The organism is Nocardia sp. NPDC003999 (assembly GCF_053604885.1).
The window spans coordinates 574,147-593,179 of the sequence record NZ_JBSGIB010000002.1; the positions used below are offsets into that span (position 1 = coordinate 574,147).

Annotated in this window: 19 protein-coding genes and 1 tRNA gene; 5 read left to right on the forward strand and 15 right to left on the reverse strand. The window is 67.9% G+C overall.

Annotated elements, in window-relative coordinates; genetic code table 11:
* Positions 1–147 precede the first annotated feature (147 nt).
* The 3 genes from ACWESM_RS06460 to ACWESM_RS06470 form a co-directional block, all read right to left on the reverse strand.
* Positions 148–219 (reverse strand) — tRNA-Thr (locus tag ACWESM_RS06460).
* 244 nt (positions 220–463) lie between these two features.
* The gene (locus ACWESM_RS06465; RefSeq protein WP_067795192.1) at positions 464–703 is read right to left on the reverse strand and encodes an MbtH family protein; all 240 of its coding nucleotides are present in this window, start codon (positions 701–703) and stop codon (positions 464–466) included.
* 168 nt (positions 704–871) lie between these two features.
* A complete protein-coding gene (locus ACWESM_RS06470; protein WP_355077054.1) occupies positions 872–1,690 on the reverse strand; it encodes an alpha/beta fold hydrolase in 819 nt (272 codons plus the stop codon).
* 188 nt (positions 1,691–1,878) lie between these two features.
* On the opposite strand from ACWESM_RS06470, the gene ACWESM_RS06475 reads away from it, so the two are divergent.
* The 4 genes from ACWESM_RS06475 to ACWESM_RS06490 all read left to right on the forward strand — a co-directional run bounded on the left by ACWESM_RS06475 (position 1,879) and on the right by ACWESM_RS06490 (position 5,940).
* Positions 1,879–2,049: a hypothetical protein gene (locus ACWESM_RS06475; RefSeq protein ID WP_169334155.1), complete on the forward strand. Its 171-nt coding sequence runs from the start codon at positions 1,879–1,881 to the stop codon at positions 2,047–2,049.
* Between the two features lie 84 nt (positions 2,050–2,133).
* Positions 2,134–3,675 carry an alpha,alpha-trehalose-phosphate synthase (UDP-forming) gene (locus ACWESM_RS06480; protein ID WP_364425229.1) on the forward strand — a complete coding sequence of 514 codons (1,542 nt, stop codon included), beginning with the start codon at positions 2,134–2,136 and terminating at the stop codon, positions 3,673–3,675.
* 70 nt (positions 3,676–3,745) lie between these two features.
* Complete coding sequence (locus ACWESM_RS06485) at positions 3,746–4,477, forward strand: response regulator transcription factor (RefSeq protein WP_067795068.1); 732 nt, start codon at positions 3,746–3,748, stop codon at positions 4,475–4,477.
* Positions 4,474–5,940, forward strand: coding sequence for a sensor histidine kinase (locus tag ACWESM_RS06490; protein ID WP_356963642.1), 1,467 nt, complete (start codon positions 4,474–4,476; stop codon positions 5,938–5,940). Before ACWESM_RS06485 ends, ACWESM_RS06490 begins: the two co-directional genes overlap by 4 nt.
* 19 nt (positions 5,941–5,959) lie before the next feature.
* On the opposite strand, the gene ACWESM_RS06495 is transcribed toward ACWESM_RS06490, so the two are convergent.
* The 12 genes from ACWESM_RS06495 to ACWESM_RS06550 form a co-directional block, all read right to left on the reverse strand.
* Positions 5,960–6,454, reverse strand: coding sequence for a h domain protein (locus ACWESM_RS06495; RefSeq protein WP_364425096.1), 495 nt, complete (start codon positions 6,452–6,454; stop codon positions 5,960–5,962).
* A 145-nt stretch (positions 6,455–6,599) separates the two neighbouring features.
* The gene (locus ACWESM_RS06500) at positions 6,600–7,391 is read right to left on the reverse strand and encodes a hypothetical protein (protein ID WP_452491065.1); all 792 of its coding nucleotides are present in this window, start codon (positions 7,389–7,391) and stop codon (positions 6,600–6,602) included.
* Entirely contained in the window at positions 7,388–8,812 is a 1,425-nt protein-coding gene (locus ACWESM_RS06505) for an MCE family protein (protein ID WP_397275138.1), read from the reverse strand. Before ACWESM_RS06505 ends, ACWESM_RS06500 begins: the two co-directional genes overlap by 4 nt.
* On the reverse strand, positions 8,809–10,062 hold the full coding sequence (locus ACWESM_RS06510; RefSeq protein WP_452491066.1) for an MCE family protein: 1,254 nt from the start codon (positions 10,060–10,062) through the stop codon (positions 8,809–8,811). Before ACWESM_RS06510 ends, ACWESM_RS06505 begins: the two co-directional genes overlap by 4 nt.
* Positions 10,059–11,330, reverse strand: a complete 1,272-nt coding sequence (locus ACWESM_RS06515) for an MCE family protein (RefSeq protein WP_452491067.1) — start codon at positions 11,328–11,330, stop codon at positions 10,059–10,061. The genes ACWESM_RS06510 and ACWESM_RS06515 overlap by 4 nt, the downstream gene beginning before the upstream one ends.
* Positions 11,327–12,388, reverse strand: a complete 1,062-nt coding sequence (locus tag ACWESM_RS06520) for an MCE family protein (protein WP_355076906.1) — start codon at positions 12,386–12,388, stop codon at positions 11,327–11,329. The genes ACWESM_RS06515 and ACWESM_RS06520 overlap by 4 nt, the downstream gene beginning before the upstream one ends.
* A complete protein-coding gene (locus ACWESM_RS06525) occupies positions 12,385–13,413 on the reverse strand; it encodes an MCE family protein (RefSeq protein WP_355076905.1) in 1,029 nt (342 codons plus the stop codon). Before ACWESM_RS06525 ends, ACWESM_RS06520 begins: the two co-directional genes overlap by 4 nt.
* Complete coding sequence (locus ACWESM_RS06530; RefSeq protein ID WP_355076903.1) at positions 13,410–14,624, reverse strand: MCE family protein; 1,215 nt, start codon at positions 14,622–14,624, stop codon at positions 13,410–13,412. Before ACWESM_RS06530 ends, ACWESM_RS06525 begins: the two co-directional genes overlap by 4 nt.
* A gap of 5 nt (positions 14,625–14,629) precedes the next feature.
* The gene (locus tag ACWESM_RS06535; RefSeq protein ID WP_355076901.1) at positions 14,630–15,481 is read right to left on the reverse strand and encodes an MlaE family ABC transporter permease; all 852 of its coding nucleotides are present in this window, start codon (positions 15,479–15,481) and stop codon (positions 14,630–14,632) included.
* Positions 15,482–15,485: 4 nt separating this feature from the next.
* Entirely contained in the window at positions 15,486–16,250 is a 765-nt protein-coding gene (locus tag ACWESM_RS06540) for an MlaE family ABC transporter permease (protein WP_355076899.1), read from the reverse strand.
* Between the two features lie 289 nt (positions 16,251–16,539).
* On the reverse strand, positions 16,540–17,442 hold the full coding sequence (locus ACWESM_RS06545) for a 3-oxoacyl-ACP reductase (RefSeq protein WP_356963638.1): 903 nt from the start codon (positions 17,440–17,442) through the stop codon (positions 16,540–16,542).
* A gap of 43 nt (positions 17,443–17,485) precedes the next feature.
* On the reverse strand, positions 17,486–17,674 hold the full coding sequence (locus ACWESM_RS06550; protein ID WP_355076896.1) for a ferredoxin: 189 nt from the start codon (positions 17,672–17,674) through the stop codon (positions 17,486–17,488).
* A 154-nt stretch (positions 17,675–17,828) separates the two neighbouring features.
* On the opposite strand from ACWESM_RS06550, the gene ACWESM_RS06555 reads away from it, so the two are divergent.
* A complete protein-coding gene (locus ACWESM_RS06555) occupies positions 17,829–19,022 on the forward strand; it encodes an acyl-CoA dehydrogenase family protein (protein WP_364425112.1) in 1,194 nt (397 codons plus the stop codon).
* The last annotated feature ends 11 nt before the right edge of the window (positions 19,023–19,033 follow it).

Here is a 19,033-nt window from a genome sequence, read left to right on the forward strand (position 1 = left end):
ACAACATCGAGCACGGCCTCTACCACTGAGCTACAGACGCGCAGCGGCTGGACGGAGCCCCCTGTCAGGATTGAACTGACGACCGCTCGCTTACAACACCGAGCACGGCCTCTACCACTGAGCTACAGACGCGCAGCGGCTGGACGGAGCCCCCTGTCAGGATTGAACTGACGACCGCTCGCTTACAAGGCGAGTGCTCTACCACTGAGCTAAGGAGGCGGGAAAGCGGTTGTCATCATAGCCTGGTACGCCGTCCGCATCACAACGGAATCCGCGTTCGGCACCGAACGCGACCGTACCGGCCCGACAACCGCTTTCGAGCGAAGCGAGATCGAGCATGTGCCGTTCGCGGCCCAGCTCATAGCCGAGTGGCCGCCGCGTCCGCGACGAAGTCGCGAGCGGCGGTCACTCGGACGGGAGCCGTCAAGGAGTCACGAACACGCCGCGCCGGAGGCGCGGCAGATCAGACAGAGCCCTGACGAGCCGCGTCGTCCGCGGCCATGGCGTCGCGCAGGCTCTTCGGACGCATGTCGGTCCAGTTCTTCTCCACGTACTCGACGCAGGCGGCGCGGCTGTCCTCACCGAACACGACTCGCCATCCGGCTGGAACCTCTGCGAAGGCCGGCCACAGGGAATGCTGTTCCTCGTCGTTGACCAGGACGAAGAAGCGGCCGTCTTCATCATCGAAGGGGTTGGTGCTCAATTTCACCTCACTGGATACTGGCGCTATGTACGGGATCGCTCCTGGTTCGCACGGTGCCGGGTTGCTTCCAACCTCTGGCGCCGACAGACCCGAGCGTTGTTTCGACACTAGCAAGCAAGACGTTACGCCTGGGCGGTTACCTATGCCCGCACCTCGGCCGACTCGCAATCAGGACGCAAAGAAGTCCAGGAGAATCTTGTTCACCGCCTCCGGCCGCTCCAAATATCCGAAATGCCCGGCGTCCGGTACCTCCTGGTACCGCGCACCCGGAATGACCTCGGCGATCTCCCTGGACAGATACGGCGGAATCATCCGGTCGTCGGCGAATCCGACCGAAAGACATGGCACCCGGATCGCCCGGTAGGCCTGCACCCGGTCGAAATCGTGATCCATCCTGCGCTGGGCGCGAATGCCTGGCGAGACCGGCCCGCCGGTGAACTCGAACAGGTCGAGCCAGTCGCGCGCGGCGTTCGGCTCGGCCATGGTCGCAGGCGAGAGATTCATGACCGCGGTGATCGCCGCCTCGTATTTCGGCGGCAGTGTCACCCCGCCCGCGTCGAGTTCGTGTTCACCGAGCGAGAGCGTCTTCTGGAACTGGTCCAGCCGCCCGTGCCCGGCCATGAACACGGCCTTGCGGACCAGGTCGGGGCGGGCCAGTGCCAACTCCTGCGCCACACGCGCCCCCATCGAGGTGCCCACCACCAGCGCCGGGCCCTCGTCCAGGAATTCGATCAGGGCGGCGGTGTCGGCGGCCAGCTCGTCGATGGTCATGCCGGAGGCGGCTTCGAAGGACGGCGCGATCCCGCGGTTGTCGAACGTGCACACCCGGTAACCGGCCGCGACCAGGGCCGGAACCTGGTGCAGCTCCCACACCCGGCCGGGACTGCCGGTGCCCATGATCATGACCACCAGCGGCGCGGAGCCCTTGGCGCGGTCACCCTTCACCTGATAGTTGAGGGAAATCCCGTTCACCGTGGCCAGCGGCATGTCGACCCTTTCGTGGAGTTGGTGCTGCGCTCCCCACGGTATAGGGACCAGCGAGGAAGGCACTTCGACCGGGGTGTCCTGGCGGCGCGCGCCGCCATTGCGCCAACGCCCCGGCGGGCGCGCCTCCCAGCGTCGCATACCATTGACTTTTCGCAGGGTAAGAGCGCACGAGCCGGGAGGACTTGACGATGGCCGCGAAGGGCAGCGCCAACGACATTGCGGACGACGATCTGGAACCACTCGCCGACGAAACGGCGCGTCAGGCGCAGCGAGTGGTCGCGGCCTACGCCGAGGACGCGGACGAATGCCGGATGTTGTTGTCTATGTTGGGTATTGGACCGAACGCTCGAGGCGAATAATCTCGTTCTCGACGCCAACGGCGACGTCGACTACACAACTCCAGCGGGATACAGCAACGCGCAAAGGATGCGTGAGTGGACCAGATGAATCCGTCCGACGACTCCGAGCACGCCAGAGACACCTCGACTGCTGACGCCGCGGCGGAAACCACCGGCTCCGGTGCTGGCTCCGGTTTCGTCGTCGTCGCCAACCGGCTCCCGGTCGACCTCGAACGACTGCCCGACGGCAGCACCAGGTGGAAACGCAGCCCGGGCGGTCTGGTGACCGCGCTGGAATCGGTCTTGCGCAACAACAAGGGGGCGTGGGTCGGCTGGGCGGGCGTCCCCAATGTCGACGTGGATCCGATCATCGAGGACGGCCTCGAACTGCATCCGGTCCCGTTGTCGGCCGACGAGGTGGCCGACTACTACGAGGGCTTCTCCAACGGCACGCTGTGGCCGCTGTACCACGACGTCATCGTGCGGCCGGTCTACGACCGCAGGTGGTGGAGCGCCTATGTCACCGTGAACCGGCGCTTCGCCGAGGCCACCGCCAAGGTCGCCGCCGAGGGCGCGACGGTGTGGGTACAGGACTATCAGCTCCAGCTGGTGCCCAAGATGCTGCGCATGCTGCGCCCCGACCTCACCATCGGGTTCTTCCTGCACATCCCGTTCCCGCCGGTCGAGCTGTTCATGCAGATGCCGTGGCGCACGGAGATCGTGGAGGGCCTGCTCGGCGCCGATCTCATCGGCTTCCACCTGCCCGGCGGCGCGCAGAACTTCCTCTATCTGGCGCGCAGGCTGGCAGGTCAGCCGACCTCGCGCGGGTCGGTCGGCGTGCGCTCCAAGCTCGGCGTCGTCCAGGTCGGTTTCCGCACGGTGCGCGTCGGCGCGTTCCCGATCTCCATCGCCTCCGCCGAGCTGGACGAGCACTCCAGGCGCAGATCGGTGCGCGAGCGCGCCGCCAAGATCCGGGCCGAGCTGGGCAACCCGAAGAACATCCTGCTCGGCGTCGACCGGCTGGACTACACCAAGGGCATCGATATCCGCCTCAACGCGCTCGAGGAGCTGCTCGTCGAGGGCCGGATCGATCCCGCCGACACGGTCATGATCCAGCTGGCCACGCCCAGTCGCGAGCGGGTGGAGAGCTACATCCAGATGCGCGGCGACATCGAACGCCAGGTCGGCCGGATCAACGGCGAGTTCGCCCGGGTCGGCTACCCGGTGGTGCACTACCTGCACCGTCCGATCCCGCGCGACGAGCTGGTCGCGTTCTTCGTCGCCGCCGACGTGATGCTGGTGACGCCGCTGCGCGACGGCATGAACCTCGTCGCCAAGGAGTACGTCGCGTGCCACAGCGGGCTCAACGGCGCCTTGGTGCTGAGCGAGTTCACCGGCGCCGCGTCGGAACTGCGGCAGGCGTACCTGTGCAATCCGCACGACCTGGACGACGTGAAGGACGCCATCGTCGCGGCGTTGGAGGACGAGCGCGACGTCAAACGCAGGCGGATGCGCTCGCTGCGCAGGCAGGTGCTGGCGCACGATGTTGATCGCTGGGCGCGGGCCTTCCTCGACGCGCTGGCGCAGGACCAGGTCGCGGGCAGCGCGCTGCTGACCGACGACGATGTCTATCCCGAGGACCGCTGAGTCCGACGTTCACAGGAATCACCCAGCTTCGGTCCAGGAAGTTCGCAGGCGAACAGCGGACGATGAAGCCATGAGTGGCGCCCCCGTGCAGCAGACACCCGAGGCCAGGGTGCTGGTGGTCGACGACGAGCCGATGATCGTCGAACTGCTCGCGGTGAGTCTGCGCTATCAGGGCTTCGAAGTCGACACCGCGGCCGACGGCGCGCAGGCGCTGGACAAGGCGCGCAGCTTCCGTCCGCAGGCGCTGATCGTGGACGTGATGATGCCCGGCATGGACGGCTTCGGCCTGCTGCGCAGGTTGCGGGCCGACGGCATCGACGCGCCCGTGCTGTTCCTGACCGCGCGCGACGACGTGCAGGACAAGATCACCGGCCTCACCCTCGGTGCCGACGACTACGTCACCAAGCCGTTCAGTCTGGAGGAAGTGGTGGCCCGGCTGCGGGTGATCCTGCGCCGCGCCGGGCACGCCGCGCCGCAGCGGGAAAGCTCGCGCCTCCGTTTCGAGGACATCGAACTCGACGACGACACCCACGAGGTGTGGAAGGCGGGCGAGCCGGTCGCGCTGTCGCCCACCGAGTTCACACTGCTGCGCTACTTCATGGTCAACGCGGGCACCGTGCTGAGCAAACCGCGCATCCTCGACCACGTCTGGCGCTACGACTTCGGCGGCGAGGTCGGCGTCGTGGAAACCTACGTCTCCTACCTGCGCAAGAAGGTCGACACCGGCGATACCCGGCTGATCCACACGTTGCGCGGCGTCGGCTACGTGATGCGCGCGCCCCACCGCAAGAGCGGTTCATGAGCCGGGGCCGGATCGTCGGCGCGCGCGCGAAGGTTTCCGGCTGGCTGTCCGCCGTTCCGCTGCGCGTGACGCTGATGGTTCTGCTGGTGCTCACGGCGGGGCTCGGCTTGCTCGTCTCCGGCATGGTGGTCACTTCGGCCCTGGAACAGCAGCTGACCGCCCGTACCGACCAGCAGTTGCGCGGAGGCGCGATGGAATGGTCCCGGCGTGGGCCGCCGCCACCGGTGCTGCCACCCGACCCACGCCACGCCCCGAGCCAGTTCTGGGTGCGTTCGATACGCACCGACGGGCGCGCGTTCCTCATCCCGGCGTTCGCCGTCGACGCGGAGCCGGTGCTGCCTGCCACGCCGCCGACGGGCCCGTACACCGTCGACTCCGCGAACGGAGGAGCGATCCGGTGGCGGGTGCTGACGCTGCGCACACCGGAGGGCACGACGACGGTGGCGCTGCCGCTCACGCAGAACACCGACACGGTGCACCGGCTCGTGGTGCTGGAGCTGATCGTCGGGGCGGTCGTCCTGGCCGTGCTGGCGGTGCTCGCGTACTTCATGGTGCGGCGCAGCTTGCGGCCGCTACGCCGAGTGGAGAGCACCGCCGCGGCCATCGCCCAAGGCGACCTGCACCGCCGGGTGCCGGTGCGCGACACCAACACCGAGGTCGACCGGCTGTCCAGATCGCTGAACGGGATGCTGACGCAGATCCAGCGCGCGTTCACCGCGACCGCCGCGTCCGAGGAGGCGGCCCGCCGGTCCGAGGACCGCATGCGCCGTTTCATCGCCGACGCCAGTCACGAGTTGCGCACCCCGTTGACGACGATCCGCGGGTTCGCGGAGCTGTATCGGCAGGGCGCGACCGACGATCCCGCCGCGTTCATGGACCGCATCGAGCGCGAATCCCAGCGGATGGGCGTGCTCGTGGAAGACCTGCTGATGCTCGCGCGGCTGGACGCGCAGCGCCCGCTGGAACTCGGCCCGGTGGACCTGCTCGCCGTCGCCAGCGACGGAGTGCACAACGCGCGCGCCGTGGTCTCCGCCGGGCACGCCGACGGGCCCGTCCGCACCATCGAGCTGCGGATCGAACCCGGCGAGGGGACGCTCGAGGTGATCGGGGACGAGGCGAGGCTGCGCCAGGTGCTGAGCAATCTGCTGAACAACGCCCTCACCCACACCGCGCCCGACGCGAAGGTGACGGTATTGCTCACCCCCGGCCCCGACGATGTGCTGCTCGAAGTGGCGGATACCGGTCCAGGACTGACAGCGGAGGACGCCGACCGCGTCTTCGAGCGCTTCTACCGTGCCGACACCTCCCGCGCCCGCAGCAGCGGCGGCACGGGTCTCGGCTTGTCCATCGTGCAAGCGCTGGTGACGGCGCACGGCGGCGAGGTGGGCGTGCGCAGTACGCCCGAGGCCGGGACGACGTTCACGGTGCGGCTGCCGCGCACAGTGTCATCGGAATCGGCCTAGCGAATCCAGCGGACCGGCGTCAGACCGGCGTCACCGCCGACACCAACCAGTGCGAATCGGACTTCGTCAAGGAGACGCGTACCCGGCTGCCCGTGGTGGTGCCCTGCGGGGCGTCCTTGCTCGTCATCACCTGGTTGAGGAACAGCAGGACCTGCGCGTGCGAGCGGTCGGCGGAGATGACGCCGGCCGCCTGGGTGGTCGCAGTGACGGTGAGCTGCTTCTCCTTGGCGCCGGGAGCGATCTGCTTCTCGATCAGCGTCAGGTAGTCGGCGCGGAAGTCACCGCTGAGGTTGTCGGCGGATTTGCGCAGCTCGGTGTCGACGGTCTGCGGGTTGTAGGTGAACATGGCCTCGAGAGTGCGGCCCGCCGTCGCGACCGCGTCCTTGCGCGATTGCTCGGCCTGCCGGTCATCCCAGTAGCGGTAGCCGTTCACGCCGCCGACGACCGCGGCCGCCGCGACGACCACACCGAGGACCGCTAGCAGGATCTTGGCGCGAATGCCGTTCATACTCATGCTGTGTCCTCTCCGGCATGAACGGGGCCCTGCGTGGCCACGCTCCGCTGCCGCCTCCGGGCCTGACCGTTCATGCTGTGTCCGATTCCGGCATGAACGGGGCCCTGCGTGGCCACGCTCCGCTGCCGCCTCCGGGCCTGACCGTTCATGCCACGAACTCCACGTTGGACACCGACAGCCCCGAATCGCCGCGCGACACGGTGACCCGGAACCGGTAGTACCTGGTCTGCGGCTCGGCCTGGCCCGCGTTGGTCAGCGTCTGCTTGGCGGCGACCAGCACTCGTCCGGAGCGATCGTCGTCGCTTTCCAGCGCGGCCTCGACGATCTCGCCGCTGGAGACCACTTTGGCCTGCTGCACGATGCTGGTGAACGGGTCGACCCGGCCGTCGAACTCGGTCTTGAACTCCCCCGAGGCCAGCGAGAGGATCCGGTCGATGTCCTGCTTGGCCGTATCGGCGCGGATGGTGGTCAGGTTGACGATCGCCTGCCTGGCGGTTTCCACGTATTCGGCTCGGCGCTGGTCACGTTCGTGCGTCGCGTGCGTCGCGACAACCGACACGACCGCACCGGCCACGAGCGCCACGACCAGCAAGGCCGCGGCGGCCGCGGCGAGGACACGCGGGACTCCGCGCCGTTTGTTCCCTTCGGGCTCGGCCGGTGTTGCCTCGGAGTCGGGTTCGGCGTCGGTTTTCGTCACGGATACCTTCGCCGCATCGACGCTCGAGTCGTCCGTGACCGGCGCCGAAGCGGACGAGACCTCCGGCTCGGCCGCAACCGAACTCGTACCGCCGTCCGCGACGCCGGTTTCGGTCGCGGTGGCAGGGTCCTTCGCGACCACGGTCCGCACGCCACCGGTCGCGTTCTCCTCGACCGGCGGCCCGGCCGAGCGCACCGCACGCCGTCGCGCGCGGTGACCTTCTCCGTTGCTCTCACTCATCGTTGCTGCTCCTCGAGCATCGCCTGCCAGCTCGACGGTACCGCGCCCGAACCGCCCGGTCCGATATCGCCCTGTCGGTAGGTACGCCCGTCGGTGCCGATGTACACGCCGGTGGCCGGGTCGTACGACCGTGCGGCGGCTGGTGTGCCGCCACCGTAACTCGCGGGTGCGACGACCGGGGGCTCGCTCGCGGGCGCGGCGGCGGGCGCCACCGGACGCGGCGGCCCGAACGGCGGGTTGTCACCGATCGGAACGTACCCCGTGCGGCACAGTTCCGGCGTCGGGGCGCGCACACCGGGCACCTCGGCGCACGGCGTGTTGCGGATGCCGCGCACCGCTTCGGGTGCGTCCTGTGGAACCTTGCAGTACAGGCCCGGCGGTGTGTCCGGGGTGTCGAGCTCGCTCGGCGAGCGCCGCTGGTCGGGCGGGAGGAAGCCGGTCGTGCACGCGGGCGGGTCGTTGACCAGCGCCATGAAGTCGACCAGCGCGCCGTATTCCAGCGGACCGCGGACGGCGGTCAGCAGCGCGGCGACCAGCGGCGGATACACCACCAGGATCTGCTCCAGCCCCGCGTGATACGTGACGGCGACCTGACCGACGCTGACCAGATTCGACAGCAGCAGCGGCAGCGTCGGGCGCAGGTCCTCGAACAGGTTGGTCACCCGCTGCATCGACGACGGGCCCTCGCGCAGGATGCCACGCAGCGCGGGGTCGTGACCGCGTAACTGGTCGGTGACCGTCGCGAGATCGGCGGTCCAGGAACGGATCGCGGCGTCCGAGCGGGTCTGGGTGTCCAGCAGCGGCCCGATCCGGTCGAGCAGCTGTTTCGTCGGTTCCGCGTTGGCCTGCGCTTCCTGCACCAGCAACGACGCGGAATCGATGAACCGTTGCAGATCCGGTCCCGCGCCGTTGAACGCGAGGAACGCCTCGTCGATGACCTGTTTCAGCCGGGTGTCCGCGACGCTCGACAGCAGCCGGTCGGCCTGGTCGAGCAGCGCGCCGACGTCTTGCGGCAGCTTGGTGCGCTCCACCGGGATCACGCTGCCGTCGCGCAGGTTTCCGCCCGTGCGGTTCTGCGCGGGCACCAGGTCCACGTACTGCTCGCCGACCGCGGAGACGCTGCGCACCCACGCGTCGACATCCGAGGGAATCTTGTAGTCGCTGGCGATGGACAGCTTCGCGTCCACGCCGACCGGCGTCAGCCGGACCTCCTTCACCACACCGACGTTCGTGCCGCGATAGGCGACGTTGGCCGTCGGGTAGAGACCACCGGTCGCGGCCAGCTGCACGGTGACCTCGTAGCGCCCGATGCCGAACATCGCCGGCAGCTTGACGTAGGTGCCGCCCATGACCACCAGGCCGATCACCGTCAGCACGGAGAAGATGATCAGCTGGGTACGGACGAACCGGGTGAGTGTCACTGTCCCGGACCCCCTTGCGGCGCGGTGTTGCCCGGCATGGGCACGGTCAACCCGGGAATGGCGGGAATGCCGGGGATCGGCGGGAGTCCCGGGATCGTCGGGGCGGGCTGGCTCGCCGCGGGCGGCGGCGCCTGCAACGGGCCCGTGGCCGGGTCGCCGTTCTGCGCTGCCGTGCCGGGCGCGAAGCTGCCGAGCGCGCCTTCCACGCCGCCGAACCGTCCGCCCAGCGGCGTTCCGGTGAGGAAGTTCGAATCCAGCCGCTTGCCGGTGATGTCCACGGTCATGAACAGGTTGAGGTAGTCACCCTTGATCGCGTGGTCCAGGTTCTTCATCGGGAACGGGAAGGTGGCCAGGATCTTCAGCGCCTCGGTCAGATCGCTGCCGGTGTCCGACAGCGACTTCAGCACCGGCACGAGGCTGTGCAGGTTGGCCTTCAAGTCGTCGCCGCTCGCCGCGACGATGCGCCGCACGACGTCGCTCAGCTCGCCCAGCGCGGTGATCGCCCTGGTGATGTTCGCGCGGCGATCGGCCAGCACGGTCAACGCCGGATGGATCTGCTCGATCGCCTCCGCCACCACGTCGCGCTGCTCGGCGAGCTGACCGCCGAGCCGGTCCAGTCCGCTCATCGCGGCGATGATGTCGCCGGTCTGGCGGTCCAGGTTCGTGGTCAGCTCGTTCAGCTGCGGCAGCAGGTCCCTGATGGCGTCCTCCCGCCCGGTGAGCGCGGAATTCAGCTCGTGGGTGATGGTTTCCAATTGCGCGACGCCACCGCCGTTGAGCACCACCGACAGCGACGACAGCACCTGCTCGGTGGTCGGATAGGTTCCGGCACGCGCGAGCGGGATGACGTCGCCGGCCTTCAACTGGCCTTCGGGGGGCTGATCGGTCGGCTCGGAGAGCTCGAGATGGTTGGAGCCGAGCAGACTGGTCTGCCCGATCTTGGCGACGGCGTTCGCGGGCAGGTGCACGTCCGGGTTCAGCGAGACGGTGACCAGCGCGTGCCAGTCCTCCACCTCGATCTTCGAGACGGTGCCGACCACGACGTCATGCACCCGCACCGGCGAATTCCTGGTCAGCGTGGTGACGTTCGGCATCTGGACGCGCACCTCGTAGGAGCCGGGCGCGGTCCCCTCGGTGCCGGGCATGGGCAGCGAATTCAGTCCGTCCCACTGACAGCCCGTGACGCCGAGCGCCACCGCCAGCCCCGCCGCGACGGCGGCGGTGCGGCGCATCCGCCGCCTCGGCATCATCGCCCTCCTCCTGTCAGGCCCGGGATGGCCAGCCCGGCGAGGCCGTCCGGGATGCTCACCGGAGCGGGCTGCGGCTGCGCCGGATTCTGGCTCGCCACCCGCCCGGCCAGGCTGGGATCGGAGTACACCAGCTGGTCGGGAAACGCGGTCACGCCGCTGGCCGGGTTCGTCATGATCGGCACGTAGTTCATGCTCAGGCTGTTGATCACGGGCGCGAGGTATTGCGCGCACAGGTCGGCGCTGCGATCGGAGTCGTTGGTCTCCAGCGCGCGGACCGAGCCGCACAGGAAGCCGAGCGGGTCGGCCGGGTTGTTCAGCGCGATCGCGCCGGTCAGGGTGCCTTGGGCCGGTTTGTAGATCTGGTAGAAGTTCACCAGCGCGGTCGGGCCGGAGTGCAGGACGCGTTCCAATTCCGGTCGCTTGTCGACCAGCACTTGGGTGGCGTCGGCCAGCCGCTGAACGCCCTCGGTGAGTTCCGCTCCGCTGCCCTCGATGAACCGGCGCACGTCGACGATCGCCGCGTCCAGGTTGTCCAGGCCCGCGCCGAGATCCGAGGAGACCCCGGCCAGCACCGAGGACACCGACGCGAGCCTGCCTTCGAACTGCACGATCTGCTCGTTGCTCGCCGACAGCACGTCGACGAACTTCTGCAGGTTGCGCACGGTGCCGAACAGGTCGGTGCGGCCGTCCGACAGCGTGTTCAAGGTGGCCGACAGCTCCCGCAGGGTGTCGCGGAACCGCTGTCCGTTGCCGTCGAGGTTGTTCGCGGCGGTGTCGACGAAGCGGCCGAACGACCCCTGTTTGTCGTCGCCGACCGGGCCGAGCGCGGTGGCCAGCTTGGACAGCTCGGCCTTGATGTCGTCCCATTCGACCGGCACCGCGGTGTGCTCGATCGGGATCACGCTGTTGTCCTTCAATTTCGGACCGCCGGTGTAGGCGGGCGCGATTTGGATGAAACGCGCCGAGACCAGCGAAGGCGAGATGATCACCGCTTTCGGGTCGGCGGGGACGTCGACTCCGCGATTCAGGGTCATGGACACCTTCACCCGATCCGCGCCGGGCTCTATCGCGTCGATGCGGCCGACCTTGACGCCGAGCACCCGCACGTCGTCGCCCGCGTACAGGCCGGATGTGGAGGTGAAATAGGCGGTGACCTTAGTGGTCCCGATCCGGGTTATGCCGTTCCACGCGACGGCGACCACGAGCGCCGCGACGACCACTCCGGCCAGCACCAACGCCCAGCGAGGTAGTTTCCGTACGATATTCACCGCGGCGGCTCCTGTATCGCGGGTTCGATCGATGGGGACGGCGTGAGGTAGCTCTGCAGATCACTCGGCAGGTGCTGCGGCCACACCAGCGCGTCCACCAGCGGTTGCAGCGTCTTGCTCGCCGCGTTGATCACGTAGGCCTGGAAGTAGGGACCGCTGCCGACCTGCTCACCCAGGGCCGCGGCGAACGGTCCGAGCCCGTCCAGCGCGTCCGCGAGATTCTGCTTGTTGCGCTGCAACAGCGCCAGCACCGAATTCAGTTTGTCCAGGGCGGGTTTCAGCTGCGCCTCGTTGTCGGCGACCAGGCCGGAGAGCTGCTGGGCGAGTCCGTTGACGTAGACGATCAGCTGCCCGAGGGCGGTGCGCCGCCGGTCCAGTTCGCCGAGCAGTTCGTTGCCGTCCAGCAGCAGCGCGCTGATCTGGTTGCCCCGGTCGGCGAGGATCTTCGTCACGTTCTGCGCCCGCTTCAGCAAGTCCGTCAGCGCTTGATCGCGCGCGTTGATGCTGCGGGAGAGCGCGGTGACGCCGTCCAGCGCCGAGCGCAACGGCGCGGGCGTGTCGGCGAAGGTCGCCGAGAGCGCGTCGAGGGTTTGGTCGACCCGGTCCAGGTCCAGGTCGTGCACCGTGCCCGCCAGGTCGCTCAGCGCTTCGTTGAGCGAATACGGCGATGTGGTGCGCTCGAGCGGGATGGTGTCGTCGACGCGCAGCGCGCCGGTGCCCGACGGCGTCAGCTCCAGCGACTTGCGGCCGAGCACCGTGTTGGTCTTGATCGCCGCCGAAGTCTTCTCACCGAGCACGATCGACTCCGCGAGAGTGAACCGGACGAGCACTTTCGCGCCGTCCAGGCTGACGTCCTCCACGCGACCGGATCGAACGCCCGCCACCTGGACCGGGTCGCCGGGCAGCAGGCCGCCCGCGTCGGCGAAGTAGGCGGTGAACGTCGCGCCGGAACGGATGAACGGCAGCCGGTCGAATTGCAGGGCCGACAGCGCCACCGCCACGGCGAGCACGAGGCCGACGATGCCGATGGTGATGGCGGGTGATCGCTGCTCTTTCATCGGTTGTCCGCACACCTTCCGGTCGTCTGCGCCCCGGGCATGTTGATCTTCATCGTCTGGCCGTTCGGGCCGTCCACCAGGAAGTTCGTCGAGCAGACGTAGAGCTGGAGGAAGGAGCCGTATGAGCCGATGCGGATCAGCTGGCGATAGGTCGACGGCAGCCGGTCCAGCACCCACTGGACCGTGTCCGACCCGGCGTCGAGATTCGTGGCCAGACGCCCGGTCTGCTCGATGGTGCCCCGCAGATCGGGGCGGGCTTGGGAGAGCAGATCGGTCAGGTCGCCGGTAGCGCCTGCGATGCGCGGGATCGCGTCGCCGATCTGGTCCTTGTCGGCGGCCAATCCGCTGATCAAGCGTTGTAATTCGGCGATCGTGGTGGCGAACTGGTCGCCGCGCTCATCGATGGTCTGCAGGACCGCGTTGAGGTTGTTGATCACGCTGCCGATCAGGGCGTCCCGGTCGGCGAGCGTCTTGGCGAACGAGCCGCCGCTGTTGAGCAGCGACACCAGCGTGCCGCCTTGGCCCTGGAAGATCTGCAGCAGCGCGTTGGTCAGGTCGTTCACCTGGCCGGGGTCGAGTCCGCGCAGCAGCGGCCGGAAACCGCCGAGCAACATGTCCAGATCGAGGGCGGGCGCGGTCTGTTCCTTGGCGATGGTGCCGCCCGGCTGCAAGACGCGGTTGGAGCCGGGGCCCTCCGACAGCTCGAGATAGCGGTCGCCGACCAGGTTCTCGTATTTGATCGCCGCACGAGTGCTGGTGAGCAGCCGGTACTTGCGGTCGACATCGAACTCGACGTGCGCGAGATAGTCCTTGCCGACCTTCACCGACTTGACGGAGCCGACCGGCACGCCCGCGATGCGCACCTTCGCCCCGGGCAGCATGCCGGAGGAACTGGTGAACACGGCGTGGTAGCCGTTCTCCCGCGCGAAGCGCATCTGACTGAACACGACCGCCAGGCCTGCGAAGATCAGCGTCATCACCAGGGTGAAGATGGCCAGTTTGACGGTGGTCGCGGTGTTCTTCACGGGCGCGGCACCCCCGGTAGTCCGGCGAACAGGATCTGGAAGATCTTCGGCGGGTTGACACTCAGTGTCGTCGACGGTGTGTACACATGCCCCTCCGAGGTGTCGGTGACGACATAGTCCGAGTGGCTGCCCGGCACCCGGTCCAGGATGCCTCCGCACTGCGGGCCGCCGGTCGCGTTGACCTTGGGCAGATCCTCCGGGTAGGTGTACGGCTTCGCGCCGTACATGAAGCCGGTGTTCAGCGCGACGCCTTCCTGCAAGCCACCGAAGACCGCCTCACCCATCGGCAGCGCCTTGCCCAGGCCGCCGATCAAGCAGTACAGCGCGGGCGCGTACTCGTCGAGCAATCCGGTGGTCGGACGCAGTAGATCCAGCGCCGTGCCGAGCTGATTCTCGTTGTCGCGCAGAACCGATCCGGTGGTGTCGGCCAAGCCGGTGAGGTTCACCAGCACGTTGTCCAGGCTGTCCTGTTCCTGGGTCAGGGTCTTGCTGGTGACCGTGAAGTTGTCCACGGTGCGCAGCAGATCGTTCACCGAGTCCGCGTACAGGTCGGTGACCTGGCCGGTCTTCGCCAGATCCTGTTGCAGCGTCGGCAGATACGGGTTGATGTCGCGCAGGTAGGCGTCGCTCTGCTCGAGCAGTTCGCCCAGTTTCTCCCCGCGGCCCTGTAGCGCGGTGCCCAGCGCGGACAACGTCGCGTTCAGCTTCTCCGGCTCGATCTTGGCGAGCACGTCGGACAGGTGCTGGAACAGCGTGTTGAACTCGACGGTCACCCGCTGCGCGGTGACGACCGCGCCAGGTTGCAGCGAAGTGGTCGCCGGCTGCTGCGGGACGATGAAGTTGACGTACTTCGCGCCGAACACCGTGGTGGACCTGATGTCGACGTCCGCGTTGGACGGCACCAGCTTCAGCAGTTCCGGATCGAGGGCCAGCTTCAGCCTGGCGCCCTCGTCGGTGTGGTCGACCGAGGCCACCCGGCCGATCTCAACACCGCGCACCTTCACCTTGGCGTCCGGGTCCAGCACCAGGCCGCTGCGCGGCGCGTCCACCGTCACGGTGGCGGTGGGCGTGAACCCGCCGACGAACATGATCAGCGCGACCGCCATGATCGCGACCAGCGCCAGCACCATCGCCGCCCCGGCCAGTTTCAGGCCGAGCCCGCCGCGCAGCGCCCGCACCAGGCGGTTTTCCGTTTGCTTCGATTCCGCCATGTCGCTTATCCGGAGAGATGGAAGTTGCCGGAGGTGCCGTAGATGGCCAGCGAGATCAACAAGGTCACCGTGACCACCGCGACCAGCGAGGTGCGCACCGCGTTGCCCACCGCGACACCCACGCCGACCGGCCCGCCCGCGGCGTTGTAGCCGTAGTAGGTGTGGATCAGCATGACCGCCAGTGCCATGAAGATCGCCTGGGCGAAGGACCAGAGGATGTCGCTCGGGATGAGGAACGTGGAGAAGTAGTGGTCGTAGACGCCCGCCGACTGCCCGTAGATCACCACGGTGGCGAACCGGCTGGCCAGGAACGAGGCGATTACCGCCAGCGCGTAGAGCGGGACGATCGCGATCATCCCGGCCAATACGCGGGTGCCCACCAGGTAGGGCACCGGCCGGATCGCCATCGACTCCAGCGCGTCGATCTCCTCGGCGACCCGCATCGCGCCCAATTGCGCGGTCGAACCGGCCCCGATGGTGGCCGCCAGGCCGATGCCGGAGATCACCGGCGCCGCGATCCTGACATTGATGAACGCCGCGAAGAAGCCGGTCAGCGCCTCGACGCCGATATTGCCCAGCGAACTGTAGCCCTGCACGGCGATGGTGCCGCCCGCGAAGAGGGTCAGGAACCCGACGATCACCACCGTGCCGCCGATCACCGCCAGCGCGCCCGTGCCCATGCTGATCTCGGCGATCAGCCGGATGGTCTCGGTCCGGTAGTGCACCAGCGCCCGTGGAATGGCGCCGAGCGCCTGGGCATAGAAAACGGCATGCTTGCCCACCGAATCGAGCGAGTCCGACATCCGGCGCACCCGTCGAACGGTACGGGGGAAGCGGGATTCGATTACGAAGGCCATCGGATCACCGCGCCGTGAACTTGATGCCGACGGCGGTGACCACCACGTTCACGACGAACAAGGCCATAAAAGCGAAGACTACGGTCTGATTCACCGCATCACCGACACTCTTGGGTCCGCCTTTGACATTAAGGCCCAGATAGCAGGCGACCAGTCCGGCGATCAGCCCGAACAATCCGGCTTTCACCTCCGAAATGATCAGCTCGGGCAGATGGGTGAGCAGCGTGATGCCATTGACGAACGCGCCGGGGTTCACGTCCTGCAGAAACACCGAGAACAGAAATCCGCCGACGATGCCGATGGTGCACACCAGGCTGTTGAGCATCAGTGCGACGAACATCGAGGCGAGCACTCGGGGCACCACCAAGCGGTGCACCGGATCGATGCCCAGCACCCGCATGGCGTCGATTTCCTCGCGGATGGTGCGTGCGCCGAGGTCGGCGCAGATCGCGGTCGCGCCAGCCCCCGCGACAATGAGCACGGTGACGATCGGCCCCACCTGGGTGACCGCACCGAACGCCGCACCCGCTCCGCTGAGGTCGGCCGCGCCGATCTCCCGCAACAGAATGTTCAGCGTGAAGCTCACCAGAACGGTGAACGGAATGGCCACCAGCAATGTCGGCACGATCGATACCCGCGCGATGAACCACGACTGATCGATGAACTCGCGCCATTGAAAGGGTCTGCGCACGCTGGCGCGTGCGACATCGGCGGTGAGTTCGAAGAATCCGCCGACGGCCCGCAACGGCACGGCAAGGACCTCGTTCATCCGCGATCCTCCTTGCTCACCGGCGACACAGCACACGGCGCGAATCTCACCGTGGCCGCACCGCCGGAACGATTAGAACATGTTCACCGTGTTGCCGGTAGCACTTTTCACACATTTGAAGTGCAATTTTTCGAAAGATCGGCATATAAATTTGGAACCGGTGTCAGCGAGTGATGATCCCACCTTTGTGAGGTGAGACATAACCCGTCCCTATGTCTACCAAGCACCGATCCCATGATCAACAGTTGGACAGCTGATCAGTTGCGCGCTCGCGGCGGGCCGCCGCGGCTCACCCCAACTCGGTCAGCGAAGAGGCCGAGAAGGTCCGCCCATCGGGGCGATCGGCGAAGTAGCCGCCCAGCGTGTCGGCCAGATCCCGCGGCGACCACTCCCCCGCGGCCGCGTCGAACCGATGCTCGACGACGGGCGCCGCCATGAGCGCCACCATCCCCCCGTAGACGACGAACAGTTGTCCATTGACCGCGTCGGCCGCGGGCGAGGCCAGATAGGCCACGAGCCGGGCCACGTGATCGGGCGACAGCGGATCGGGCTCCCCCTCCGGCGCGGGACTGAACACCGCCTCGGTCATCGCCGTGCGCGCCCGCGGCGCGATCGCGTTGGCGCGCACGCCGTAGCGCGCCAGCGCCCGCGCTGCCGAAAGGGTCAGCGCGGTGATGCCCGCCTTCGCGGCGCCGTAGTTGGCCTGCCCCTCCGGGCCCAGCAAGCCGGCCTCCGAGGAGGTGTTGACCAACCTGCCGTAGACCGGCGCGCCCGCCTGCTTCGACTTGCCGCGCCAGTAGGCGGCGGCATTGCGCGACAGCAGGAAATGGCCGCGCAGGTGCACCGCGAGCACCGCGTCGAAGTCCTCGTCGGACATGTTGAACAGCATCCGGTCGCGGGTGATGCCCGCGTTGTTGACCACGATGTCGACCGAGCCGAACGACTCCTCCGCGGCGCGGATCAGCGCGTCGGCGGTGGCGCGCTCGGCGATGCTGCCCGCGACGAACTCCGCCTTGGCGCCGAGCGCCCGGATCGCGCCGAGCGTGTCGGCGACCGCGTCGGACTCGGCGAGGTCGTTGACCACCACGGACGCGCCGGCTTCGGCCAGCGCGAGCGCTTCGGCCCGCCCAAGTCCGGCGCCGCCGCCGGTCACGATCGCTACTCGGCCCGCCAGGCTCAGATCATTGCTCACGCGGCCGACTCTAGAACGTGTTCCAACTTACGGCAAGAGTCCTTCACTGCAGCCGCAGCGCCGCCTTGGGGCACTGCGCGACGGCATCCTGGACATCGGCGAGCCGATCGGCGGGCACATCGGCGTTCGCGATGTGCAGCACGTCCTCGTCATCGAGTTCGAACACGTCGGGGGCGATTCCGACACATATTCCATTAGCTTCGCACTGGTCTGGATCGACACTGATCTTCATGGCAACTCCTTTACCACCACTCTGGCCGAAGCCTAACAAGCCGATCCGCTCCACCGGGGCGTCATCGGGAGGATTCAGTATCAATACTGGAACATGTTTCAGTCCATATGCAATGATCGGGGGAACCCGATCCAACGAAGCATGAGGTATAGCCATGCGCATTGCGTACACGCCGCAACAGGAGCAGCTGCGCGCGGAACTGCGCGACTACTTCGCGCGGCTCATCACCCCCGAGCGCCGGGAGGCCCTGAGCGCGCAGACCGGCGAGTACGGGCAGGGCAACGTCTACCGCGAGGTGGTCCAGCAGATGGGCCACGACGGCTGGCTGGCGCTGGGCTGGCCCAAGGAGTACGGCGGCCAGGATCGCCCCACCATGGATCAGCTGATCTTCACCGACGAGGCCGCGATCGCGGGCGCGCCGGTGCCGTTCCTGACCATCAACTCGGTGGCGCCCACGATCATGCACTACGGCAGTGCGGAACAGAAGAAGTTCTTCCTGCCCAAGATCGCGGCCGGTGAACTGCACTTCTCCATCGGCTACTCGGAGCCGGGCGCGGGCACCGATCTGGCCAGCCTGCGCACCACCGCGGTGCGCGACGGCGACGACTACGTGATCAACGGCCAGAAGATGTGGACCAGCCTGATCGCCTACGCCGACTACGTCTGGCTGGCGGTGCGCACCGACCCGACCGCCAAGAAGCACAAGGGCATCAGCATGCTCATCGTGCCGACCACCGCCGAGGGCTTCTCCTGGACGCCCGTGCACACCATGGCCGGGCCGGACACCAGCGCCACCTACTACCAGGACGTGCGGGTGCCCGCGAGCGCGCTGGTCGGCCAGGAGAACGGCGGCTGGGCGCTGATCACCAATCAGCTCAACCACGAGCGCGTCGCGCTCACCTCGGCCGCACCGCTCGCGCTGGCCCTGCGCCAGACCGTCGAGTGGGCGAGCAACACCAAGGCCGGTGACGGCTCCCGCGTGATCGATCGCGAATGGGTGCAGCTCAACCTGGCCAAGGTGCACGCCAAGGTCGAGTACCTCAAGCTGCTGAACTGGGAGATCGCCAGCCGGGCCGACGCGGGCGGCGACGCGGCTCCGCGCCCGTGGGACGCCTCCACCTGCAAGGTGTACGGCACCGAGCTGGCCACCGAGGCGTACCGGTTGCTCATGGAGGTGCTCGGGCCGCAGGCCTACCTGCGCCAGGACTCCCCCGGCGCGGAACTGCGCGGCCGTCTGGAGCGCATGCACCGCGCCGCGCTCATCCTGACCTTCGGCGGCGGCACCAACGAGGTGCAGCGCGACATCATCGCCATGACCGCCCTCAAGCAGCCTGCCGCGGCGCGCTGATCGAAAGCAGG